Raw genomic sequence first — 22,414 nt, 5'->3', positions numbered from 1 at the left:
TCTCCTTTGGGGTCGCCATTCTAAAGCAGCCGCCGCCCACAATAAACCTGCCATTGCGACTGTTAAGGAACTGTTGCAGACTGGCTGGAGTTTTTACTCGGCTTTGATGACAAGGATTGGGATCAGAGAATGAAACAGATGCTCAAGAAGATGGCGCTCAGTGGCATTGCCAACCTGTTTGCCGAGAAGATGCCCTTCAACAAGCTGATCGGCATGCAGGTGACCCACTACGACTTCGACAAGGTCGAATTGCGCATCAAGATGGATGACAAGCTGATCGGCAATCCTTTCCACCACATCCTGCACGGCGGCGTCACCGCCACACTGCTGGATGTAGCGGGAGGCATGATCGTCGCGGCCTCCTGCATCGACGAGCTGGAGGAGTTCTCCCCCAGCTATCTCAAGGAGCGCTTCGCCCGCCTCGGCACCATCGATCTGCGGGTGGATTACCTGCGCCCGGGGCGCGGCAACGAGTTTATCGCCACCGCCCACATCATCCGGTCTGGCAGCAAGGTCGCCGTCGCCCGGATGGAGCTGCACAACGAAGAGGGCACCCACATTGCCTTTGGCACCGGCACCTATCTGGTGGGTTGAACCAAGTTAGTGCATAAAAACCACGCGGCTAATCCACTTTTAATCATTAGATTCCTTACCCCCTCTGGCCGAACAAGGTCCATACTGATAGTCGGAATTGTGTGCAGAGGGAGGATTGCAGGCGATGAGTGCGAAACTGGCCATCAAACCATCCAGAGCCTTGTTGACACAGCTCGAGTCCATGCTCGACGAGGTGCAGACACGCGAGTGTCGCCACTGGTTGGAACAGGAGCTTGAGGGGTATTCTCTCTCCTCACCCCTGCCTTGGTATCGCATCGTTCCCTGTCGGCAACGCGGTCACTTTCTGGATCTGAAAACGGGAAAATATTTGACCTGTCACATCAACAGTCAAACGCTATGCCAACGCGATCTGGCCCAAATTCAGTTCATTTATGCCCGTGAACCCGCCGCCCACTATTTACTGCAACGCAATTCCGGTATTGAACCCTGGCCAGAACAGCTGCTGGAAGATTATCAGGAGCAGTTGATCCCCGGCCATTTATGCCTGCAAGCTTGGCATGAGCCCGTGATTTCATTACGTGCACAACTGATGGAGGGAATAGAACATTTCATTAGTGAGTACCCCAAGCACGCGGCCTTGCTGCCTCAACACAGTTTCAAGGCTTTGCGGCATCAGCACTGGCATATCTGAGTAAGCGCCTGGCGCGCAAGGAGGGCTCCATAGACAAGACCCATAGCGAGATTGCCACAATCTAGAGTGCCGGAGTCAGGATCAGACTCCAACGATGGGCCACCGAGCGGTGGCCCTTTTAATGTCCGCAGCCACCACACTATCGACAGCCCCTCGCCCCCTAAACACCACCTGCTTATACCCAACCTTTACCCATCCTTCCCATAATCCACCGACTTATCACCCCTATATCTCCTCCCGACCGGGATAAGAGTGGATTGCCATCACAAGCTGAAACAGATAGCGGATCGCGGATCGCGGATCGCGGATCGCGGATCGCGGATCGCGGATCGCGGATCGCGGATCGCGGATCGCGGAGCAAAGTGTGGCGCCACACACCGTGAACCCGCAACACAAACAGGCAATCATGGCTCGTAGAGTCTTGGCCTATCGGCAGGTCGACAGGTCGGCAGGTCGGCAGGTCGGCAGGTCGGCAGGTCGGCAGGTCGGCAGGTCGGCAGGTCGGCAGGTCGGCAGGTCGGCAGGTCGGCAGGTCGGCAGGTCGGCAGGTCGGCAGGTCGGCAGGTCGGCAGGTCGGCAGGTCGGCAGGTCGGCAGGTCGGCAGGGGAAAAAGTAACAAACAACACCAGATAAACAAAAGGCCATCTGCAGGATGGCCTTGGCATCAATCGCTAGCACGATTAATCGTTCATCTCTGGATCGTCCAGACCCTGTACCGAAACACGCTCGACAGGAACTTGCGGATCGACCGTCACCCAGCCTTGAATTTCATCATATTCCAGCGCCCCCTGCGGGGTCGGTTGTGTCGCCTGTACCGTACTACACGCCGATATCATCACGACAACCACAGCCGATATCATCAATCTGTTCATGTCAGCAACCCCACTCCTTTGTGATAGCATTATTAATATAGACCATGGGCAAGGGTTACACACGGCACATGTACCGGTTTTTTAGCGGCAACCAATTGAAATAGATATGAAGCCGAACATGCGACTTGGTGACACAACGGCACCATTGCGAATCAACCTTGACGGGCATCAATGTGTGATGAATTTCACCAGAAGCAGATAGCTATCGAAGTGACAGGTTTCCCAGAAGGAGGAAACAATGGATAAGGATCCAATAGCGGTCGATTGCAGATATGGTAAACAGGACAGCAAATCAAAATGCCCCACAGAACAGGGGGACCGGAAAAGCACAAGGGCCTAGCCGAAGCTAAGCCCTTGTTGAATTTGGTCGGTGTGAGAGGATTCGAACCTCCGACCCCTTCGTCCCGAACGAAGTGCGCTACCAAGCTGCGCTACACACCGATGTCTGCGGGACGGGAATTTACCGAAAGCCCCGACCTGACACAAGCCTTTTTTGCATTTGGCAGGAAAAAAAGTGCCGTTCGCTCAACTAATCAGCACTCTTTTCACCCGTTTACCGGGCTGCTGCCAGCAGGGTGACATTCCGGCAACCCGCCGTCAGGTCAAGCGCAGGGATGCCGGACCCAGCAGACGGCGCTGCCAGTCAGCCACAGTGCCATGCTCCAGCCAGTCGGCGGCATGCTGGCGCCAGTTTGGCGAGAGGGCCGGATTTTCCAGCAACAGCAACAGGTCGGCCTCGTTGCGCACCTGATTGAACAGGATATCCGCCGTGCGCTTCACCGTCAGCTCTGGATAAGGCCTGTCCACCAGCTCCATAGTCGGTTCCGGCGACACCATCCCCTCCTCCAGCACCCGCAGCAGCCAGCCGCAGCGGCCGCTTAGCTGCATCACCTGAGACATCTGGCCATAGCCGAAACGCTGGTTGAGCTTGAAGCAGGGGGATCTCGGCTGGCTGATCTGGATCAGCGCCTCGCCGAGCCGATAGACATCGCCGATGCAGGCCTGCGCTTCGGTCAGCCCGACCCCGGAGAGGTTCTCGCCAAAGGCGGCCGGTTGCCAGGGGGTGCGTGGGGCCGGCAGGCCCAGCGCCGTCTGCCAGTTGTGCCACCAGGGGTAGTGATCGGCGGGATAGTAGTGGAGCGCCCGATCCGGGCCGCCGTGATGACGCTGATCGCTCTGCTCATCCTCTTCCAGACCGGCAAAGGTGCAACGAACCGGCACCGTCACCACCTGTTTGTGGATTGCAGAGATGAGGCCGGGCACCAGCTCGGTGCCGCAGCCGCTAAAAAGGGAGATCCGCATTCTCATCCTCCGGATTGACGAGAGAATGCGGATCTTAACACGAGGTCAGGCGACTGCCTGCATCTGGGTAGTCATGGCGATCTCGGCGCGGCGACGTTTCTCCGCCTTGGCCATCAGATACCAGCTGCTGAAGGTGAACAGCGACACCGACAGCAGGATCAGGCTGGCCACCGCGTTGATCTCGGGCTTCACCCCGAGCCGCACCGCCGAGAAGACCTCCATCGGCAGCGTGGTCGAGCCCGGGCCGGAGACGAAACTCGCCAGCACCAGGTCATCCAGCGACAGGGCAAACGACATCATGCCGCCCGCTGCCAGCGAGGGGGCGATCATCGGGATGGTGATCAGGAAGAACACCTTCCACGGCTTGGCCCCCAGATCCATGGCCGCCTCCTCGATGGAGAGATCCAGTTCCCGCAGTCTGGCCGACACCACGATCGCCACATAGGCGGTACAGAAGGTGGTGTGTGCTATCCAGATGGTCACCATGCCGCGCTCGGCGGGCCAGCCCACCAGCTGGGCCATGGCCACGAACAGCAGCAGCAGGGAGAGACCGGTGATCACCTCGGGCATCACCAGCGGCGCCGTCACCATGCCGCCGAACAGGGTGCGGCCGCGGAAGTGCGGGATCCGGGTCAGCACGAAGGCCGCCACCGTCCCCAGCGCCACCGCCGCGATGGCGGTATAGCAGGCGATCTCCAGCGAACGTAGTACCGAACCGATCAACTGCTTGTTGTCGAGCAGGCCGAAATACCACTTCAGCGACCAGCCGCCCCATACCGTCACCAGCTTGGAGGCGTTGAAGGAGTAGATCACCATGATGATCATCGGCAGGTAGATGAACAGCAGCCCCAGCCACAGCATCAGCTTGGCAAAACCAAAGCGCCTCATACTTTACCCTCCAGCTCTTTGGCCTGGTTACGGTTGAACAGGATGATCGGGATGATCAGCACCGCCAGCATCACCACTGCCAGGGCGGACGCCACCGGCCAGTCACGGTTGTTGAAGAACTCCTGCCACAGCACCTTGCCGATCATCAGGGTCTCGGGGCCGCCCAGCAGCTCCGGAATGACAAACTCGCCCACCACCGGAATGAACACCAGCATGCAGCCAGCGATGATGCCGTTCTTGGAGAGCGGCACCGTGATCTGCCAGAACCGGGTCAGGTTGCGGGCGCCGAGGTCGGAGGCTGCCTCCAGCAGACTCTGGTCGTGCTTGACCAGGTTGGCGTAGAGCGGCAGCACCATGAACGGCAGGTAGGAGTAAACGATGCCGATGTAGACCGCCAGGTTGGTATTGAGGATCTGCAGCGGCTCGTTGATGAGGCCAATGCTCATCAACAGGCTGTTGAGCAGGCCGTTGTTGCTGAGAATGCCCATCCAGGCGTAGACCCGGATCAGGATCGCGGTCCAGGTCGGCATCATGATCAGCAGCAGCAGAACGGTCTGGGTCTCCTTGTTGGCCCGGGCGATGGAATAAGCCATCGGATAGCCGATCAGCAGACAGAGCACAGTGCTGATGAAGGCCATCTTGAGGGAGCCGAGATAGGCCGCGATGTAGAGCTCATCTTCCTGAAGCAGCAGATAGTTGCCCATGTGCAGCAAGATGGTGAGCTGATCGTCGGCCCAGCTCACCACATCGGTGTAGGGCGGGATCGCTACGTCCGCTTCGGCGAAGCTGATCTTCACCACTATGATGAAGGGCAGCAGGAAGAACAGGAACAGCCAGAAGAACGGAATGCCGATCACCAGCTGCCGCCCCCCCAGCGCCTTCAGTCGTCTCAATGCCATCATGATTGCAGCACCACGCCGCTGTCATCTTCCCAGTAGAGGAACACCTGGTCATCCCAGGTCGGCCGTTTGCCGTGGCGTTCGGCGTTGGCGATGAATGCCTGAACGATTTTGCCCGAAGGCAACTGGATGTGATAAACCGAATGACCGCCCAGATAGGCGATGTCATAGACTTCACCCTTGGTCCAGTTGAAGTCCGGATGCTCGATCTCCACCGGCTTTTGCAGGCTCATCAGCAGTTTTTCCGGCCGCAGGGCGTAGGTGACTTTCTTGTTCTCGGCGCGGGAGCTGATGCCGTGGCCCACATAGATGGGCTGCTCCAGATCGGCGCAGGCGATGGTGGCGTGGTCCTGCTCATCCTCCACCAGTAGGCCGTCAAACAGGTTGACGTTGCCGATGAACTCGCACACCAGCCGGCTGGCCGGGGTTTCGTAGATGTCCATCGGGCTGCCGATCTGTTCGATGCAACCGAGGTGCATGATGGCGATCCGCTCGGCCATGGTCATCGCCTCTTCCTGGTCGTGGGTCACCATGACGCAGGTTACCCCGACGCGCTCGATGATCTCGACCAGCTCGAGCTGCATCTGGGAACGCAGCTTCTTGTCAAGCGCCCCCATGGGCTCATCCAGCAACAGCAGCTTGGGCCGCTTGGCCAGGGAGCGAGCCAGCGCCACCCGCTGGCGTTGACCACCAGAGAGCTGATGGGGCTTGCGGCGCGCATACTGGGTCATCTGCACCAGCTTGAGCATCTCCTCCACCCGGGCATCGACCTCCGCCTTGGGCAGGCCATCCTGCTTGAGACCGAAGGCGATGTTCTGCGCCACCGTCATGTGGGGGAACAGGGCGTAGGACTGGAACATCATGTTGATGGGGCGTTCATAGGGCGGCATATCGGTGATGTCGACCCCATCGAGGAATAAGCGTCCCTCGGTGGGGCGCTCGAACCCCGCCAGCATCCGCAGCAGGGTGGACTTGCCGGAGCCGGACCCGCCCAGCAGGGCGAAGATCTCGCCCTTGTGGATGTTGAGGGACACGTTGTCGACCGCCAGCGTTTCATCGAACTGCTTGCTTACCCGATCAATCTTCACCAGCACTTCTTTGCGTTGCTGGCTGCCCTCGAGGGCTTTCTTGTAGGCACTGGAGGCTATCGCCATTACCAAACTCCCAAAGGTAATACCGGCCGGGGCCGATCCATAAAACAGTCTGGCGCCCCGGGATGGGCGCCAAGGTTAGGTTCCGGACTTGATCTTGGTCCAACTCCGGGTGATCAGGCGCTGCACCGCGCGGGGATGTGCCTGCTGCACATAGAGCCGCTCCAGCACCGCCTGGGGTGGATAGACAGATTCGTTATTGCGCACCTGCTCCTCCATGAACTCCCCCGCCTTGGCGTTGGGGTTCGCGTAGCCCACATAATTGCTGATCTGGGCAATCACCTCGGGCTGCAGCACGTAGTTGATGAGGGCGTGCGCCTCTTTCACATTGGTGGCATCGGCCGGGATCGCCATCATGTCGAACCAGAGGTTGCCCCCCTCCTTCGGTATGCTGTAAGCGATCTTGATCCCCTTGCCGGCTTCATCGGCACGGGCCGCCGCCTGCAGGATGTCGCCGGAGAAACCGGCCGCCACACAGATGTCGCCGTTGGCCAGATCGCCAATGTACTTGGAGGAGTGGAAATAGGCCACGTAGGGACGCACCTTGAGCAGTTGCTCCTCGGCGCGTTTGAGATCCGCCGGATCCTGGCTGTTGGGGTTGAGCCCCAGATAGTTGAGCGCAGCCGGGATCATCTCGTCGGCCGAGTCGAGGAAAGCGACGCCGCAACGGGCCAGTTTCTGCATATTTTCCGGTTCGAAGATCACGGCCCAGGAGTCAATCTTGTCGACTCCCAGCACGGCCTTGACCTTGTCGATGTTGTAACCGATGCCGTTGGTACCCCACAGATAGGGCACGGCGTACTGATGACCTGGATCCACCTTGTCGAGCTGCTTGAGCAGCACGGGATCCAGGTTGGCCAGATTGGGCAGCTGGGCGTGATCCAGCTTCTGGAAGGCCCCCGCTTTGATCTGTTTGGCCAGGAAATTATTGGAGGGCACCACCAAATCGTAACCGGTCCGCCCCGTCAGCAACTTGCCTTCCAGCGTCTCGTTAGAGTCAAACACATCATAGATAGTCTTGATCCCGGTCGCCCGCTGAAAGTCGCTGAGGGTGGTCTCGCCGATATAGTCAGACCAGTTATAGAAGTGCAGCACAGGGGCAGCCTGGACCACATTCGCCAATCCCATGGTCAGCGCTATGGTTATCAACTTGGTTGTATTCACTGTGTCAGCTCTCCTGTTCAATGGTTGACCGTCGACGCATCCATTCGCGCGGCCCATCCGGATAGATGGCATCACTCCCCTCCCGGCCGAACTGCGGACCGGGAGGGCATTCGTCACTTACTTGCCGGACTTGATCTTGGTCCAGCTGCGAGTCATTACACGCTGTACTTTGGCCGGCAGCGCCGGGAAGGTATAGATTTTCGCCATGGTGGCCTCGGGCGGGTATACCCCTGGATCCGAGCTGATGGCCTTGTCCACAAACTGAGTGGAGGCATTATTGCCATTGGGCGCATGAATCTGGTTGGTGATGTTGGCGATCACCTCAGGCTTCATCAAATAGTTCAGGAACAAATGAGCAGATTCGACGTTCTTGGCATCAGCCGGGATGGCCAGCATGTCGAAGAAGCTGCCAGCCCCCTCTTTCGGGATCACGTAGTTCAGCTTGATGCCGTTCTTGGCCTCGATCGCCCGCGCCTTGGACTGTTGCAGGTCCATGGAATAACCAACCGCCACACAGAGGTTGCCGTTGGCCAGATCCGAGATGTACTTGGAGGAGTGGAAGTAGGCCGTGTAGGGACGGATGGAAAGGAACAACTCCTCCGCCTTCTTCAACTCATCAGGCTTCTGGCTGTTCGGATCAAAACCCAGATACAGCAAGGCTGCCGGCAGCATTTCGGTTGGTGAGTCGAGGAAGGAAACGCCGCACTCTTTCAACTTGGCCATGTTCTCCGGCTTGAACACCAGATCCCAGGAGTCCAGCGGCGCATCCGCCCCCAACACCGCCTTTACCTTGTCGATGTTATAGGCGTAGCCGATGGTGCCCCACAGATACGGTGCTGAGTACTGGTTAGCCGGATCGCTCGGCTCAAGTGCCTTGAGCAACGCGGTGTCCAGGTTCTTCCAGTTGGAGATTTTGGACTTGTCCAGCTTCTGGAACACGCCTGCCTGGATCTGCTTGGCCAGAAAGGAGTTGGACGGCACCACGACGTCATAGCCCGAACTGCCCGCCAGCAACTTGGCTTCCAGCACCTCGTTGCTGTCAAATACGTCGTAGACCACCTTGATGCCCGTCTCTTTCTGGAAATTTTCCAGGGTATCCGGCGCTATGTAGTCGCTCCAGTTGTAGACGTGCAGCACCTTCTCTTCAGCCATTGCTCCGGCACTTGCCATGACCAGCGCCACAGAGGCAGCGATCACTCCTGTTTTGAAAGACATCATCCTTGTCTCCTAAGCAAATTGTATGCGCATGCCAACCTGCCAGACCCACCTCAACCTTTCAGCTTTTCGGCTGTCAGATCCAGACTGAGCCTGGCCAGATCGACCAATTCATCAACCTGTTCCTCGGTGATGACCAAGGGGGGCGATATGATCATGGTATCGCCTACCGCCCTCATCACCAAGCCATTGTTAAAGCAGAACTCCCGGCAAGTCATCCCCGCATTTGCCTGAGCCGGGAAACGCCGGTTGGTCTGCTTGTCCTCAACGATTTCCAACGCGGCGACCAGCCCGCGGCCACGGGTTTCCCCCACCAGCGGATGATCGGCCAGCTCCGCCCAGCGGCGCTGCAAATAGGGACCAATAGTATCATGCACTCGCTTAACTATGCTCTCTTTCTGCATAAGCTGGATATTGGCTACCGCCACGGCGCAAGAGACCGGATGGCCCGAGTAGGTGAAGCCGTGGTTGAACTCGCCCCCCTCTTCCACCAGCCCCTTGGCAACCCGGTCACTCACCATCACAGCGCCGAGCGGCAGATAACCGGAGGTGATCCCCTTGGCCAGACACATCAGGTCCGGCTTGATGCCAAACCCTTCACTGGCGAACCAGTGGCCGGTACGGCCAAAGCCACAGATCACCTCGTCGGCGATGAGCAGAATGCCGTATTGATCGCAGATGCGCTGGATCTCGGGCCAGTAGCTGTCGGGCGGAATGATGACGCCGCCCGCTCCCTGGATCGGCTCGCCGATAAAGGCAGCCACCTTGTCCACCCCCAGCTCCAGAATCTTCTGCTCCAGCTGGCGAGCCCGCTCCAGCCCGAATTCGTGGGCGCTCATCCCCTGCCCTTCACCGAAGTGATAGGGCTGATCAATATGGACTATGCCGGGAATGGGCAGATTGCCCTGCTGATGCATCCCCTTCATGCCGCCCAGACTCGCCCCCGCCACGGTGGAGCCGTGGTAGGCGTTGTGGCGGCTGATGATCACCTGCTTCTCCGGCTGCCCCTTGCTGGCCCAGTAGTGGCGCACCATCCGCAGCACGGTGTCGTTGCACTCGGAGCCGGAGCCGGTAAAGAAGACATGGTTGAGATGGGACGGCGTCACTTCGGCCAGCAGAGTGGCCAGCTCGATCACCGGCGGATGCGCGGTCTGGAAAAAGAGGTTGTAGTAGGGAAGCTGCTCCATCTGTCTGGTCGCGGCATCCACCAGCTCCTGGCGGCCATAACCCATATTGACGCACCAGAGTCCCGCCATGCCATCGAGAATGCGGTGACCATCGGAATCTTCCAGATAGACGCCGCTGGCTTTGGTAATGATGCGCGAGCCCTTCTTGTTCAGGGCCTGAAAGTCGGTAAAGGGGTGCAGGTGGTGGCTGGCATCCAGCTGTTGCCACTCACGGGTTGTCTGCTGCATTTGTTGCTCCTCGGTTCCTTCGATTTAGCAGGATTATTTGGTCCATTCATCAGGCAGGCCGGCATACTCGCAGTCAGTGCCAGTCACGGGTGTCTGCTGCATTCGTTGCTCCCCTGCGCCTTCGATTTAGCAGGATTATTTTGTCAATTCATCAGGCAGGCTGGCATGCTCGCAGCCACAGCCGCTCACAGGTGGCTACCGCCACCTGACTCGTTTCCGGTGTCTTCGATACAGGGACCGGGGAGGCCGACTCCGGCCTCCCCGTTACAGGGGGATCAGACGTTCAGCAGCAGGAACTCCCGCTCCCAGCGACTGATCACCCCGAAGTAGGTCTCGTACTCTTTGCGTTTGACCGCCACGAAGGCACGGGTGAAGCGCTCACCCAGCATCTCCTTGATGGGCTCGCACTGTTCGAGATGGCTGAGTGCCTCCTCCAGCGAGCGGGGCAGGCTGTAGGGCAGGTCATAGGCGCTCGACTTCATCTCCTGCATGGGCTCCAGCTTCTCCATCATGCCGAGATAGCCACAGGCCAGGGTGGCGGCCAGCGCCAGATAGGGGTTGGCATCGGCACCGGCGAAGCGGTTCTCCACCCGGCGCGCACTCGGGTCGGAGAAGGGCACCCGCAGACCGCAGGTGCGGTTCTCTACACCCCACTGGACGTTGCGCGGCGCGCTCTCGCCAAAGGTGAGGCGGCGGTAGGAGTTGACGTTGGGGGCCAGCAGGGCGGTCACCGCCGGGGTGTATTTCTGCAGGCCGGCGATGAAGTGCATGAACTGTTCGCTGTTGCCGCCGCTCGCGGTACCGAACAGGTTGTGGCCGTTCACATCTTCCAGACTCTGGTGGATGTGCATGGCGGAGCCCGGTTCATCGCTCATCGGCTTGGCCATAAAGGTGGCGTAGATGCCGTGCTTGTGGGCCGCCTCACGCATGGTGCGCTTGAACAGAAACACCTGATCCGCCAGATCGATGGCATCCCCGTGCAGGAAGTTGATCTCCATCTGGGCGGCACCCGACTCGTGGATCAGGGTGTCGACCTCCAGCTCCTGCGCCTCGCAGTAGTCATACATATCTTCAAAGATGGGATCGAACTCGTTAACCGCATCGATACTGAACGACTGACGGGCAGTCTCCGGGCGGCCGTTGCGACCCACCGGCGGCACCAACGGATAGTCTGGGTCTTCGTTGCGTTTGACCAGATAAAATTCCAGCTCGGGGGCGACCACCGGCTTCCAGCCCTGTTTCTCATAAAATGACAGGACGCGACGCAGCACGGAGCGCGGCGCAATGTCGATCAGCTTGCCGTTGATGTCAAAGCAGTCGTGGATAACCTGAGCGGTGGGCTCCAGCGCCCAAGGGACGAAACGGATGGTGTTGGGGTCGGGATAGAGCTGCATGTCCCGCTCCAGCGGGTCGATCATGCTGTCGTCATCCGGATATTCGCCGGTCACCGTCTGGGTGAAAATCACCTCGGGCAGACGCATGCCCCCTTCGCGCAAAAACTTGTTGGCTGGGATGATCTTGCCCCGGGCGTTGCCGGTGAAATCCGGGAACAGACACTCCACTTCCGTGATGCGATTGCTCTCCATCCAGCCTTTGATACTGTCCATGTTAAACCCCGACTTTACGGTTGCCATTGGCAAGGGTGTCTAATATATGGAACACCCTTGTTATGAAATTGTAATCAACATCACCATAAAAGCCCGCCATCAAGGGCAATGTCAAGCGGGCGTGTTTAAAAAACTATAAATAACGGCGCACATAATGACCAGGTCGGCACCAAATACTAAACACTTGTGGCCTCGCCACATCCCAATGCAAAGCCAGTGCCAACCGACCAAAACCAGGTATCAGATCCCGTCAGATCAGCCGCTAAAGGAGCCATTTTTTTGCAAAGGCGCACAATCCTTATCCTATTTACTTTGCTTGGCTGCTTTTTTTTGGTACAAGGCCCGCCCTGCTTTGCACACTCTTGCATGAAACAGGTGCAAATCGGGATACAAGGGCTTGGTCTGTAGGCAGACAGCCCCCATAAACAGGGATAATTGGGTTAGTAAACTGACTGGTAGTTAATCGTATGTGTGATTTCATGACTGAAGACCAACTGGCCTTTTACAAGGGGCAGATCGAGCGACAGATCGTCGAGCTCGAAGAGCGCCTGAACTCCCAGGCCAGCCAGGCCATCGCCACCGACACCAACGAGATGGCTGATGAAATTGACCGTGCCAGTATCGAGGAAGCCCGCCGTCTGGAGCTGAACCGCATCGAGCACGACAAGCTGCACCTGCGCAAACTGCGCGGCGCGCTGAAGCGCATCAGCGAAGGGGATTTCGGTTACTGCGAATCTTGCGGCGACGAGATCTCTCTCAAGCGACTGCATGCCCGTCCGGAGTCCCGTTTCTGCGTCGAGTGCCAGAGCACCAAGGAATTTAACGATACCCACGTGTTCCGCCGCGTCGCCTGACTCTTGGAAGAACCGTCACCATTTTGGTGCAACTGGCGCCAGCAAGGCAGGGCCCCGCGCTCAAACCTTGCACACCGCCTAGCAACAAGATGGTGACAAGTTCTGTTAGACTCCGGACACGTTCCGTAATCTACAGGAGAACAGAGAGTGAAATGGTTCATCACGCTGTGTTTGTGCCTGCCACTGCTGGCACAAGCACAGATTCTGACGATCAAGGTCCCCAGCCGTCCCGTCAACAATCTTGACCAGGAGTACCAGTACAAGCTGCTGGAACTGGCCCTGGCCCGCTCCGGGCAACCTTTTCGCATCCAGCCTGTCGAACTCGACCTCAACCAGTTCACCCTCCGGCAGCAGCTGAGCAAGGGCAAGACCATCAATGTCTTCTGGATGGGCACCTCCAGCGAACTCGAATCCTCCCTGATTGCCGTCCCCATTCCGCTGTTTCGCGGGCTGGAAGGATTGCGGCTGTCGTTCATCCACGAGGATGCTCAGGAGAAGTTCAATCAGATCACTACCCTGGCTGACCTCAAACAGCTGAAGGCAGCGCAAGGGGTCGGTTGGGCCGATAACAAGATCCTGGAAACTGCCGGTATCCCGACCTTCTCCGGCCGTTACAGCAGCCTGTTTCGCCTCATCAACGACGGTGACAAGATCGACTTCTTCCCGCGCGCCCTGGTAGAGATTTTCGCCGAGCGCAGCGAGCTGGTGGCGCAGTATCCCAATCTCGCCATTGAGCAGCATCTGCTGATCCGCTACCCCTTCGCCCAGTTCTTCTTTGTCAGCCCCGAATACCCTAAGCTGGCCAAGGCAATTCAGACCGGGCTGGAGCGGGCCTATGCCGATGGCAGCTTCATGAAGTTCTTCCGTGACAACCCCAAGATCCGTGAAGCGCTGGCCAGCGCCAACCTCGATCAGCGGGTCACCATCACCCTGCCCAATCCGGACATGACCCCGTTGCTAAAATCCATTCCGGCCCAATATTGGGAGTATCCACCGCAGGGATAAGCATCACGAGCGCCTGACCATGAGGGTCGGGCAACGTAAACACTGTGCGCCAAGGAGGTGCCATGAAGGGAATCAAAGAGTGGTTTGAAGAGTACGGCCAGAGTCATCGTCACCCGGTCAACATCGCCATCCACAAGCTGGCGGTGCCGGGCATCTATCTCTGCTCGTTGGCGCTGCTCTGGTGTCTACCACACGGGCCCTTGCCCACCCCCCTCAACTGGGCAGCAGTGGCTGCCATTCCGGTGCTGCTGTTCTATCTGCAGCTGTCGTTTTCGCTGTTTGCGGGAATGGCGGGACTGACCGCACTGGGACTGTGGATCTGTTACCAGTGGCAGGGACCGCTGCTGTGGCCTACGGTGGCGGCGCTCGTGCTGCTCTGGATCGCCCAGTTTGTCGGCCACAAGATCGAGGGCAAGCGTCCCTCCTTCCTCGCTGACCTGCAATTTCTGCTGATCGGCCCCGCCTGGGTGCTTGCCAGCCTCTATCGTCGTTTGCGCCTTCCCTACTGAGGGAGGCCCAACAGGAGAGACCATGACACATCGCCACACGCGACATAACGCCCTTCGCCGCGCCCTGCCCCTGCTGCTGGGCGCCCTGTTTGCCGGCCCGGCGCTGGCCGACAAGGCCGATACCGTCGGCGAGGTGAGCACCGCCTTCAAGCTGGTTGGCCCCAACCACAAGATCCTGGTCGAGGCGTTCGACGATCCCCGCATCGACGGTGTCGCCTGCTATCTGGCGCGCCCCAAGACCGGCGGCGTCAAGGGCGGGCTGGGGCTGGCGGAAGATCCCTCCCACGCCTCCCTGTCGTGCCACCAGATCGGCCCCATCACCCTGCCCGAGAAGTTGAAGGCGGGGGAAGAGGTGTTCGACGTCAGCACCTCGCTGGTGTTCAAGGAGCAGAAAGTGGTGCGTTTTTACGACCAGAAACGCAATGCACTGGTTTACCTGACCTACAGCACCAAACTGGTGGATGGTTCGTACAAGAGTGCCGTCAGCGCCGTTCCCATCATGCCGTGGGGACAATAACCAGCCGGTTTGCCCGGTGATAGCTGACCCATTTTGTTGTAATTTGACGACACACACGCTGCGGAGCACATACCATGAGAGTCGCCGTATTCAGTACCAAGAGCTATGACAAAGAGCATTTCAACCAGGCCAACAGCCAGTACGGCTTCGACCTGGAGTTTTTCGATGTGCGGCTGGAGGCCAAAACGGCCCGGCTGGCTCACGGCTTCCCGGTGGTGTGCCTGTTCGTCAATGACGATGCCGACCGCGAAGTGCTGACCGAGCTGGCCACCCACGGCACCAAGGTGATCGCCCTGCGCTGCGCCGGCTACAACAACGTGGACCTGGCCGCCGCCAAGGAGCTGGGGCTGAAGGTGGTGCGGGTGCCCGCCTACTCCCCGGAAGCGGTCGCCGAACACGCGGTAGGCCTGATGATGACCCTCAACCGTCGCATCCACAAAGCCTATCAGCGCACCCGCGACGCCAACTTCTCGTTGGAGGGGCTGGTCGGTTTCAACATGCACGGTCGCACCGCCGGCATCATCGGCACCGGCAAGATCGGCATCGCCACCCTGCGCATCCTCAAGGGCTTTGGCATGCGCCTGCTGGTGAGCGATCCCTATCCGAACCAGGCGGCCATCGATCTCGGTGCCGAGTACGTGGATCTCGATACCCTGTTTCGCCAGTCCGACGTCATCAGCCTGCACTGCCCGCTGTTCAAGGAGAACTACCACCTGCTGAACAAGGAGGCGTTCGCCAAGATGAAGGACGGGGTGATGATCATCAACACCAGCCGGGGCGGCCTGCTCGACGCCAACGCCGCCATCGAGGCACTCAAGACCTCCCGTATCGGTGCGCTGGGGCTGGATGTCTACGAAGAGGAAGAGGATCTCTTCTTCTCCGACAAGTCCAACGAGGTGATCACTGATGACGTGTTCCGCCGTCTGTCTGCCTGCCACAACGTGCTGTTTACCGGCCATCAGGCCTTCCTGACCCGCGAGGCGCTGCACGCCATCGCCGACACCACCCTCTGCAATATCCGCGCCATCGAGAGCCAGGGCCGCTGCAACAACGAAGTGGAATAAGGGCTCGCCCTCTCTTCGTCACGCGCCGGGTTGTGAGACTCGGCGCCATCGGGTAGGCTAGCCCCCCTTTTTTTCCAAGGAGCTGACTGCCCATGTTTATCGGATTTGATTACGGTACCTCCAACTGTGCCGTCGCCGTGATGGAACAGGGCAGCCCACGGCTGCTGAAGCTGAGCGGTGCCCACTATCTTCCCTCCACCCTGCACGCTCCCCACCGGGATGCTATCGCCGGTCTGTTGGCAGAAGGGCTGGCCGACAGCCAGCAGGCAGCCTATCTCAAGCTGCGTGGCCCCGTGGTCACCCGTGCCCAGGCGGTTCGCCGCCAGATGCGCGAAGAGGGGCTGATCGACGAGCTGAGCTTCGGCGGCGCTGCACTGGAGCGCTATCTGGAAGAGCCGGACGATGGCTACTACATCAAGTCGCCGAAATCCTTCCTCGGTGCCTATGGTCTCAAGGCCCCCCAGATCGCCCTGTTCGAAGACATCGTCTGCGCCATGATGCTCCACGTCCGCCAGCAGGCGGAGCAGCAGCTCGGTACCCCGATCCGCCAGGCGGTGATCGGCCGTCCGGTCAACTTTCAGGGCTTGGCTGGCGAAGAGAGCAACCGTCAGGCCATCGCCATCCTGAGCGAGGCGGCCCGCATCGCCGGCTTCGAGCAGGTGGAGTTTCTCTACGAACCGGTGGCGGCCGGTTTTGAATTCGAGGCCCGCCTCACCGAAGACGCCGTGGTGCTGGTGGTGGATATCGGTGGCGGTACCACCGACTGCTCCATGCTGCGGATGGGCCCGAGCTACCGCGACCGGCTCGATCGCACCGATGATCTGCTCGGCCACAGCGGTCAGCGCATCGGCGGCAACGACTTCGACATCCGCCTGACGGTGGAGGGGATGATGCCGCTGCTCGGCATGCACGAGGTGCTCAAAACCGGCAAGCCGCTGCCCCACCCGCTGTTCTGGGATGCAGCCGCCATCAACGACGTCAGCGCCCAGAGCCGTTTCTACAGTCTCGATACTGCCCGCCAGCTGCAGGATCTGCAGCTCGACAGCCAGCCCGGCAGCAAGCTGGGCCGCCTTGCCAACCTGCGGGCCCACAAGCTGAGCCATCAGTTGGTCTGGCGCGCCGAGCAGGGCAAGATCGCCCTCTCGGAGCAGGAGAGCAGCCGCCACGCCCTGAGCGAGCTGGAAAAAGGGCTGGAGGCAGAGCTGACCCGCGAGCAGCTGGCCGGCGCCTCGGCCCTGCTGCTGGAGAAGATTGGCGAGCTGATGGATGAGGCGATCGCCGCCGCCGGCGTGCAACCCGACCGCATCTTCGTCACCGGCGGTAGCGCCCGCTCGCCGCTGATCGCCAGCTATATCCGCCAGAAGCTGCCGGCTATCCCGCTCGAGGGGGGCGATGACTTCGGCTCGGTGGCTGCGGGTCTGGCCCGTTATGCCGAGCGGATCTTCGCAACCAAGCCCTGAATGGGGCTAAATCGCCAGAGTGTTGCCATTTAACGACACTCTGGCGGCAAAGGGGCGACAGAAGCGGTCGGTCGCCCCAGCTTCCGCCCTGCTACGGGGCAAGCAAACAGGCTATGCTTGCGGCTCCCATCAACCGGAGCCCCGCCATGTCCAGATTGTCACTCCTGCTCATCCCCCTCTTCCTGCTCGCCGGCTGCAGTTCAGCCACCTTTGTCCGGCAGGATCTGCAACATCACCACTGGGTATTGAGCAAGCTGGATGGCGAACCGGTCGCTGCCTTGCGCGACAATCCGCCCGACTTCGAGATCGGCGAGCACTTCACCGTCAACGGCATCGCCGGCTGCAACCGCTACTTCGGTCAGGGCCATATGAAAGGGGACAGGTTCTGGGTCACCAGCCTGGGCAGCACCGAGATGGCCTGCATGCCCCCCCTCGACGCCATAGAGCAGGCCGTGTTGACCACCCTGACCGAGGGGGCGACCCTGAGCGGCTCCAGCCAAGACCTGGTACTGCAGGGCAAACAGCACCGTTTGGAATACACCCTGCGCGACTGGGTGCTCTAGGGCTCACAAAACGGCATTACAAACAGGAACATGTTGCCCGGCTGTGGCACAATATGAGGCAGTGTTCGCAATGGAGGCTGCCTCAGCCATGTCGATGGAACGTCTGTTTGACAAGATCAAACAACTCCCCACCATTCCCAAGCTGCTGCACGAGTTGATGCAGAGCTTCAACGACGAGAATGCCCGCATCGACGAGATTGCGGCCAAGATCGCCATGGATCAGGTGATCAGCGTCAAGGTGCTGCGGATGGCCAACTCGGCCGCCCTGCGTCGTGGCAACGAAGTGACCTCCATCGATCAGGCGGTGATCCGCCTCGGCTTCAACCGGTTGCGCTCCATCGTGGTCGCCTCCGGCATCATCGGCAGCTTCAAGGCCCCTCCCAGCTTCGACAAGAACAAGTTCTGGACCGAGACCTTCCAGGTCGCCACCATAGCCCGGACGCTGGCCAAGGAGGCCAAGGTGCTGGATCCCGAGAGCGCCTTTACCTGTGCCCTGATCCACAACATCGGTGAACTGCTCATCCAGAGCACCTTGCCGGAAGAGGCGGAGCTCATCAATCTGGCGATCCAGAAGGGGAGCAGCCGGGTCGAGGCCCAGCGCGAGATGCTGGGCTATGACTATGCCCAGCTCGGTGCCGAGCTGGCGCGGCGCTGGAACCTGTCGGAGAGCTTTGTCGACGCCATCTCCCAGCAGCTGGATCCCCTCTCCCACGATCCGGTCAGCAAGGAGGCGGTACTGATCCGTCTGGCAGTCTTCATCTCCTTCGCCTGGAACGCCGGGGTGCCTGCCCAGGCCATCATAGCCCGCTTCCCCAAACCGCTCGCCGACCAGTTGGGACTGGATCCCAAGTCGCTGGCCGGCCAGCTCGAAACACTGCATGAACAGGGTAATGCCCTCGCCGATCTTCTGACTCAATAAGCATCATGACCCATCCGTTTCTGTTTCATCCCCAGGTGGCGCCCTGGTTCAAAGAGAGCGCCGATGCCCTGCAACTGACCCTTTTCAGCGAGCTGGATGCCCCCATCCGCGAGGTGTGGCTGCGCCACGAGCCGGACAACGAGGAGTACCTGATCCCGATGACGGCGATCTCGACCCGCGACCGACTGCAGGTATGGCAGGTGAACCTGCCGCTTGGCAAGGGGCAGGATATCCACCTCTACTGCTTCAAGTGCCTGACCGACGAGGAGCAGTGGTGGCTGCACGGCGCTGGCGTCAGTTCCACCATGCCGCCGCGCGAGCAGCATTTTCGCTTCAACAGCCTGCACCAGCCACCGGCCTGGGTGCAGGATCAGGTGTTCTACCAGATCTTCCCCGACCGTTTCTGCAACGGCGACCCGTCGCTGAGCGTCAAGCATCACGAGTACGAGTACCGCGGCAAGGCGGTCATCAGCAAGGCGTGGGGCGAGCCGGTCAGTCGTCACGAAGAGGGGCATGGCGCCTGCGAATTCTATGGCGGCGATCTGGCGGGCATCGATGCCAAGCTGCACTACCTGCAATCCCTCGGGGTAACCGCGCTCTACCTCAACCCCATCTTCGATTCGCCGAGCAACCACAAGTACGACACCCAGGACTACTTCAAGGTGGATGCCCACCTCGGCAGCAACGAGCAGTTCGCCGAGCTGACCCGCAACCTGCACCAGCGCGGCATGAAGATCATTCTGGATGCAGTGGTCAATCACACCTCGACCCAGCACCCCTGGTTCTGCCCACCGCTCGGCGCCCAGAGCAACCCGGATTCGCCGTGGCGCAGCTTCTACACCTTTGACAACGAAGGGGATTACGTCAGTTGGAAGGGCATTCGTAGCCTGCCCAAGCTCGACTTCTCCTGCGAGAAGGTGCAGGACGCCGTCTATCGGGCCGACGACGCCATCCTCCGTTACTGGATGCGCGCCCCCTACCAGATCGATGGCTGGCGCTTTGACGTCATCCACATGCTGGGTGAGCGCGGCACCGCCGAGGGCAACCGCAGCCATGTGCGCGCCATTCGCGGGGCAGTGAAGCAGGAGAACCCTGACGCCTACGTGCTCGGCGAACACTTCTTCGAGGCGAGCCAGTGGCTGCAGGGGGATCAGGAGGACGGCGCCATGAACTACTACGGCTTCGCCCACCCGATCCGCGCCTTCCTGGCGGGGCAGGATATCGCCTACCACCCCATCAAGATCAGCGCCGAAGAGCTGGATCGCTGGCTCAAGCTGGCGCGGGCCCACATCCCGTTCAAGAACCAGCTGGCCCAGTTCAACCTGCTGGACAGCCACGACACAGCCCGCTTCCTCCACCTGCTGGGTGAAGACAAGCAGCGGATGCAGCTGGCCGCCACCCTGCTGCTCACCTATATCGGCGTGCCGTCCATCTACTACGGCGATGAAGTGGGGCTCTCCGGCGGCAACGACCCGGACTGCCGCCGCTGCTTCCCGTGGGATACCACAGACTGGGATCACGTGCTGCACGACCACTACCGTCGGCTGATCCAGATCCGCCGCCAGCGCCCCTCCCTGCGCCGTGGCGATATCCAGACCCTCTACGCCGGGCCCCACAGCTATGTGTTCGCCCGCACCCTGCAAAGCGATCAGGTGGTGGTGGCCTGCAACCGTCATCCGAGCGAGCCGCGCACCATCAGCCTGCCCCTGTGGCAGACCGCCAGCCCGGCCAGCCGCTTCACCGACGCCTTCAACGGCGAGAAGTTCGAAGTGGTACAGGGCGAGGTGCAGCTCACCATCCCCGCCAACTCGGCGAGGGTGCTGATCTCCAGCTAAGTGGGCGACTGACGCGCTGAAAAACAAAACCGGAGCCCAAGGCTCCGGTTTTTTATTCCGTTCAATCCACCATGGCGTTTGGCTCTTTGTCTGCCGCCATCAGTAGTTGATGCTGACGTAGGGCACTTCCGGCACCTGCCAGCGCTGCTTGAGGTAGACGGTCAGCACGAAGAAGAAGTTTGCCAGCAGGTTGGCGAAGCGATAGAGAATGGGATCGAAGGCCACCCTGCTCTCTTCCAGCCGGACCAGCAGCCGCACCACCTTCTTGCTGCCACAGCGGCACAGATGGAGGGTGGGAATAGGCTGCGGCCCCTGCGGCAGCACAAAACCGGTGACGCTGCCGCGGCTCGCCTCGTTGTAGTGGTCATAACGGGCCTTGAGCCACTCAAGATCTGCATCGAAAATCCCCAACTTGCCGCGCACCGAGCCGTTGAGGTTGTAGATAAGCCGCTGCAACGCCGCGAGATCCGCCAGCATGGGCTCGGTATCGGCATCCGGTGCAAGGTGTGACAGCACGGCCCCGACCTGACAGCAGAGCTCGTCGGTGGCGATTTCAAAATCACATTTGAGCGAGGTTTCGAAGATAAAGGGGTAGCAGAGCTCGCGCTTGTCTCTTGGCTTCTTGGGGTTCATGGAGCAACCGGATGGGAGAAAAGGCCAGTTTGCCAGCCCCGGGAAGGGCTGGCAAACGGCAGGTTATGGCTTGGGTTACGCGCTGGCGGCTCAGACGCTCTTGCCGGCAGGTTCGGTAGACGGCTGGAACTGGCTGATCATCCGCAGCGCCTCCAGCATCCGCTGGTTGAAGCTGGTGAAGCGATCGACCTGCAGCGGGTCCTCTTCCCCTCTTGCGGCCAACACGGCCGGGGTCAGTGCCTGTTGCTGGGATGGCGGCAGCAGGCTATCCGCCTGTTTCTGCACCTGATCCAGCTTGGGCAGATAGTCTGCAAACGGCTTGATCAGATCCTGCAGGGAGTGCGCCCCCTGATAGGTCTGGCTCAGCTTGACGCTCTGCTTGAGCTTGAGGGAGTAGGAAGCCAGCTGGCTGTCATCCAGTTTCAATTCGCTCGCCTTGTCCAGCAGATCCTCGAAGTTGCCGGAGAAGAAGTTCCCCGCCAGCTCGTCGATCCCCTTGACCAGCTTGCCGATGGACTCCATCTCGTCGCTGTTGAGATCCCCCTCCAGCGAGAAACTGAAGCTCTGGCTCGACTTGAGGCTGAACTGGCTGCCGCTCTCGCCGCTCTGGGACTTGGTCTGCCAGCTATCGTTGAAGCGCAGCACCACCTTGTCGCCATCCTTGGTCTGGATCTCCAGATAACCCTGCTGGCGACTGGCCATCTCGGCCTGTCCCATGTCGGTCGGGGAGACCTTGCCGAAGAACTCCTTCTCGAACTCCTCGAGCCCCTTCTGGATCAGCTTGTAGCTCTGATCGATACCGGTCTTGATATCCTCGTTATCGGTCGCCCACTTGCCGAGCTGCTTCTTCGCCTCGCCAAAACCCTTGTCGATCCCCTTGCGGGCCTGCTCCATCATCCCGGTCAGATCGTCATCGGATTTGCCATCGGCCCGCGCGGCACCAAGCCGCCCGGTCACGAACTGCAGCACGTTGTCCGCCACCGACTGGAAGTCGAACAGGGTCTCAGGCGTAATCTCCTCGGGCTCCTTCACCTTCGGAGCCTGATAGCCCTGGCCGTTGATCTCCAGCGAGAACTGCAATGCCTGCTGGATCAGCACCTGTGCCCACTTCGGGGGCTTGTGCAAGGAGACCGCCTCCTCGCCCTTGACCTGTTTCGACTCCGCCTGTTGCGGCGATTTGGGAGAAACACCCACTCCCTTGGGTTGGGCCACGCCCACGCCGTCGATCTGCATAATGTGTCCTCCCACCATGCCTGTAGATCAGCTATCGGCCTGACTGAACACTTCTTGACCACA

22 protein-coding genes and 1 tRNA gene are annotated in these 22,414 nt (G+C 60.0%); 11 read left to right on the top strand and 12 right to left on the bottom strand.

Going from position 1 to position 22,414, the window contains the following annotated elements; genetic code table 11:
• Positions 1–129 precede the first annotated feature (129 nt).
• A complete protein-coding gene (locus tag NMD14_00685; GenBank protein XEI33046.1) occupies positions 130–594 on the top strand; it encodes a thioesterase family protein in 465 nt (154 codons plus the stop codon).
• A 124-nt stretch (positions 595–718) separates the two neighbouring features.
• Positions 719–1,246, top strand: a complete 528-nt coding sequence (locus NMD14_00680) for a hypothetical protein (protein ID XEI33045.1) — start codon at positions 719–721, stop codon at positions 1,244–1,246.
• A gap of 680 nt (positions 1,247–1,926) precedes the next feature.
• On the opposite strand, the gene NMD14_00675 is transcribed toward NMD14_00680, so the two are convergent.
• The 10 genes from NMD14_00675 to NMD14_00630 all read right to left on the bottom strand — a co-directional run bounded on the left by NMD14_00675 (position 1,927) and on the right by NMD14_00630 (position 11,759).
• A complete protein-coding gene (locus tag NMD14_00675) occupies positions 1,927–2,118 on the bottom strand; it encodes a hypothetical protein (GenBank protein ID XEI33044.1) in 192 nt (63 codons plus the stop codon).
• A 364-nt stretch (positions 2,119–2,482) separates the two neighbouring features.
• Positions 2,483–2,559, bottom strand: a tRNA-Pro gene (locus tag NMD14_00670).
• Positions 2,560–2,715: 156 nt separating this feature from the next.
• The gene (locus NMD14_00665; protein ID XEI33043.1) at positions 2,716–3,420 is read right to left on the bottom strand and encodes an MOSC domain-containing protein; all 705 of its coding nucleotides are present in this window, start codon (positions 3,418–3,420) and stop codon (positions 2,716–2,718) included.
• Between the two features lie 45 nt (positions 3,421–3,465).
• Complete coding sequence (locus NMD14_00660; GenBank protein XEI33042.1) at positions 3,466–4,308, bottom strand: ABC transporter permease subunit; 843 nt, start codon at positions 4,306–4,308, stop codon at positions 3,466–3,468.
• Positions 4,305–5,210 (bottom strand): ABC transporter permease subunit, encoded by a 906-nt coding sequence (locus tag NMD14_00655; GenBank protein XEI33041.1) that lies wholly within the window; start codon positions 5,208–5,210, stop codon positions 4,305–4,307. Before NMD14_00655 ends, NMD14_00660 begins: the two co-directional genes overlap by 4 nt.
• The gene (gene potA / locus NMD14_00650) at positions 5,207–6,361 is read right to left on the bottom strand and encodes a polyamine ABC transporter ATP-binding protein (GenBank protein XEI33040.1); all 1,155 of its coding nucleotides are present in this window, start codon (positions 6,359–6,361) and stop codon (positions 5,207–5,209) included. Before potA ends, NMD14_00655 begins: the two co-directional genes overlap by 4 nt.
• A 75-nt stretch (positions 6,362–6,436) precedes the next feature.
• Positions 6,437–7,486, bottom strand: coding sequence for a polyamine ABC transporter substrate-binding protein (locus NMD14_00645; protein ID XEI34684.1), 1,050 nt, complete (start codon positions 7,484–7,486; stop codon positions 6,437–6,439).
• Between the two features lie 153 nt (positions 7,487–7,639).
• The gene (locus NMD14_00640; GenBank protein ID XEI34683.1) at positions 7,640–8,692 is read right to left on the bottom strand and encodes an extracellular solute-binding protein; all 1,053 of its coding nucleotides are present in this window, start codon (positions 8,690–8,692) and stop codon (positions 7,640–7,642) included.
• Between the two features lie 98 nt (positions 8,693–8,790).
• Positions 8,791–10,152: an aspartate aminotransferase family protein gene (locus tag NMD14_00635; GenBank protein ID XEI33039.1), complete on the bottom strand. Its 1,362-nt coding sequence runs from the start codon at positions 10,150–10,152 to the stop codon at positions 8,791–8,793.
• Positions 10,153–10,427: 275 nt separating this feature from the next.
• Entirely contained in the window at positions 10,428–11,759 is a 1,332-nt protein-coding gene (locus tag NMD14_00630; protein ID XEI33038.1) for a glutamine synthetase family protein, read from the bottom strand.
• 467 nt (positions 11,760–12,226) lie between these two features.
• Between NMD14_00630 and NMD14_00625 the strand changes: the two genes are divergently transcribed.
• From NMD14_00625 to malZ, 9 genes are all read left to right on the top strand, one after another.
• Positions 12,227–12,613 (top strand): TraR/DksA C4-type zinc finger protein, encoded by a 387-nt coding sequence (locus NMD14_00625; protein XEI33037.1) that lies wholly within the window; start codon positions 12,227–12,229, stop codon positions 12,611–12,613.
• A gap of 147 nt (positions 12,614–12,760) precedes the next feature.
• Positions 12,761–13,618 carry a hypothetical protein gene (locus NMD14_00620; GenBank protein ID XEI33036.1) on the top strand — a complete coding sequence of 286 codons (858 nt, stop codon included), beginning with the start codon at positions 12,761–12,763 and terminating at the stop codon, positions 13,616–13,618.
• A gap of 62 nt (positions 13,619–13,680) precedes the next feature.
• The gene (locus NMD14_00615; GenBank protein ID XEI33035.1) at positions 13,681–14,127 is read left to right on the top strand and encodes a DUF962 domain-containing protein; all 447 of its coding nucleotides are present in this window, start codon (positions 13,681–13,683) and stop codon (positions 14,125–14,127) included.
• Between the two features lie 22 nt (positions 14,128–14,149).
• Positions 14,150–14,644, top strand: a complete 495-nt coding sequence (locus tag NMD14_00610) for a CreA family protein (GenBank protein ID XEI33034.1) — start codon at positions 14,150–14,152, stop codon at positions 14,642–14,644.
• 74 nt (positions 14,645–14,718) lie between these two features.
• A complete protein-coding gene (locus NMD14_00605) occupies positions 14,719–15,708 on the top strand; it encodes a 2-hydroxyacid dehydrogenase (protein ID XEI33033.1) in 990 nt (329 codons plus the stop codon).
• 92 nt (positions 15,709–15,800) lie between these two features.
• Entirely contained in the window at positions 15,801–17,168 is a 1,368-nt protein-coding gene (gene yegD, locus NMD14_00600; GenBank protein XEI33032.1) for a molecular chaperone, read from the top strand.
• Between the two features lie 146 nt (positions 17,169–17,314).
• Entirely contained in the window at positions 17,315–17,731 is a 417-nt protein-coding gene (locus tag NMD14_00595) for an META domain-containing protein (GenBank protein XEI33031.1), read from the top strand.
• 70 nt (positions 17,732–17,801) lie between these two features.
• The gene (locus NMD14_00590; GenBank protein ID XEI33030.1) at positions 17,802–18,650 is read left to right on the top strand and encodes an HDOD domain-containing protein; all 849 of its coding nucleotides are present in this window, start codon (positions 17,802–17,804) and stop codon (positions 18,648–18,650) included.
• A gap of 5 nt (positions 18,651–18,655) precedes the next feature.
• Positions 18,656–20,485, top strand: coding sequence for a maltodextrin glucosidase (gene malZ / locus NMD14_00585; protein ID XEI33029.1), 1,830 nt, complete (start codon positions 18,656–18,658; stop codon positions 20,483–20,485).
• 99 nt (positions 20,486–20,584) lie between these two features.
• Here the strand turns inward: malZ and NMD14_00580 are convergent, their stop codons facing one another.
• Complete coding sequence (locus tag NMD14_00580) at positions 20,585–21,118, bottom strand: ATP--cob(I)alamin adenosyltransferase (protein XEI33028.1); 534 nt, start codon at positions 21,116–21,118, stop codon at positions 20,585–20,587.
• 90 nt (positions 21,119–21,208) lie between these two features.
• Entirely contained in the window at positions 21,209–22,351 is a 1,143-nt protein-coding gene (locus NMD14_00575; GenBank protein XEI33027.1) for a DUF5610 domain-containing protein, read from the bottom strand.
• Positions 22,352–22,414 lie beyond the last annotated feature (63 nt).

Origin of the sequence: Aeromonas veronii (genome assembly GCA_041319085.1) — a bacterium.
GTDB classification, from domain to species: domain Bacteria; phylum Pseudomonadota; class Gammaproteobacteria; order Enterobacterales; family Aeromonadaceae; genus Aeromonas; species Aeromonas veronii_F.
This window is presented reverse-complemented; position numbering and strand designations above follow the sequence as displayed.

What these genes read in the sequence shown, in the direction of transcription:
- NMD14_00605 (XEI33033.1), top strand. Translation starts at nt 14,719, where the DNA reads ATGAGAGTCGCCGTATTCAGTACCAAGAGCTATGACAAAGAGCATTTC.
- NMD14_00645 (XEI34684.1), bottom strand. Translation starts at nt 7,486, where the DNA reads ATGGGATTGGCGAATGTGGTCCAGGCTGCCCCTGTGCTGCACTTCTAT.
- NMD14_00590 (XEI33030.1), top strand. Translation starts at nt 17,802, where the DNA reads ATGGAGGCTGCCTCAGCCATGTCGATGGAACGTCTGTTTGACAAGATC.
- NMD14_00630 (XEI33038.1), bottom strand. Translation starts at nt 11,759, where the DNA reads ATGGACAGTATCAAAGGCTGGATGGAGAGCAATCGCATCACGGAAGTG.
- NMD14_00615 (XEI33035.1), top strand. Translation starts at nt 13,681, where the DNA reads ATGAAGGGAATCAAAGAGTGGTTTGAAGAGTACGGCCAGAGTCATCGT.
- NMD14_00655 (XEI33041.1), bottom strand. Translation starts at nt 5,210, where the DNA reads ATGATGGCATTGAGACGACTGAAGGCGCTGGGGGGGCGGCAGCTGGTG.
- NMD14_00595 (XEI33031.1), top strand. Translation starts at nt 17,315, where the DNA reads ATGTCCAGATTGTCACTCCTGCTCATCCCCCTCTTCCTGCTCGCCGGC.
- NMD14_00575 (XEI33027.1), bottom strand. Translation starts at nt 22,351, where the DNA reads ATGCAGATCGACGGCGTGGGCGTGGCCCAACCCAAGGGAGTGGGTGTT.
- NMD14_00635 (XEI33039.1), bottom strand. Translation starts at nt 10,152, where the DNA reads ATGCAGCAGACAACCCGTGAGTGGCAACAGCTGGATGCCAGCCACCAC.
- NMD14_00610 (XEI33034.1), top strand. Translation starts at nt 14,150, where the DNA reads ATGACACATCGCCACACGCGACATAACGCCCTTCGCCGCGCCCTGCCC.
- NMD14_00625 (XEI33037.1), top strand. Translation starts at nt 12,227, where the DNA reads ATGTGTGATTTCATGACTGAAGACCAACTGGCCTTTTACAAGGGGCAG.
- NMD14_00660 (XEI33042.1), bottom strand. Translation starts at nt 4,308, where the DNA reads ATGAGGCGCTTTGGTTTTGCCAAGCTGATGCTGTGGCTGGGGCTGCTG.
- potA (XEI33040.1), bottom strand. Translation starts at nt 6,361, where the DNA reads ATGGCGATAGCCTCCAGTGCCTACAAGAAAGCCCTCGAGGGCAGCCAG.
- NMD14_00640 (XEI34683.1), bottom strand. Translation starts at nt 8,692, where the DNA reads ATGGCAAGTGCCGGAGCAATGGCTGAAGAGAAGGTGCTGCACGTCTAC.
- yegD (XEI33032.1), top strand. Translation starts at nt 15,801, where the DNA reads ATGTTTATCGGATTTGATTACGGTACCTCCAACTGTGCCGTCGCCGTG.
- NMD14_00580 (XEI33028.1), bottom strand. Translation starts at nt 21,118, where the DNA reads ATGAACCCCAAGAAGCCAAGAGACAAGCGCGAGCTCTGCTACCCCTTT.
- NMD14_00675 (XEI33044.1), bottom strand. Translation starts at nt 2,118, where the DNA reads ATGAACAGATTGATGATATCGGCTGTGGTTGTCGTGATGATATCGGCG.
- NMD14_00665 (XEI33043.1), bottom strand. Translation starts at nt 3,420, where the DNA reads ATGCGGATCTCCCTTTTTAGCGGCTGCGGCACCGAGCTGGTGCCCGGC.
- malZ (XEI33029.1), top strand. Translation starts at nt 18,656, where the DNA reads ATGACCCATCCGTTTCTGTTTCATCCCCAGGTGGCGCCCTGGTTCAAA.
- NMD14_00685 (XEI33046.1), top strand. Translation starts at nt 130, where the DNA reads ATGAAACAGATGCTCAAGAAGATGGCGCTCAGTGGCATTGCCAACCTG.
- NMD14_00680 (XEI33045.1), top strand. Translation starts at nt 719, where the DNA reads ATGAGTGCGAAACTGGCCATCAAACCATCCAGAGCCTTGTTGACACAG.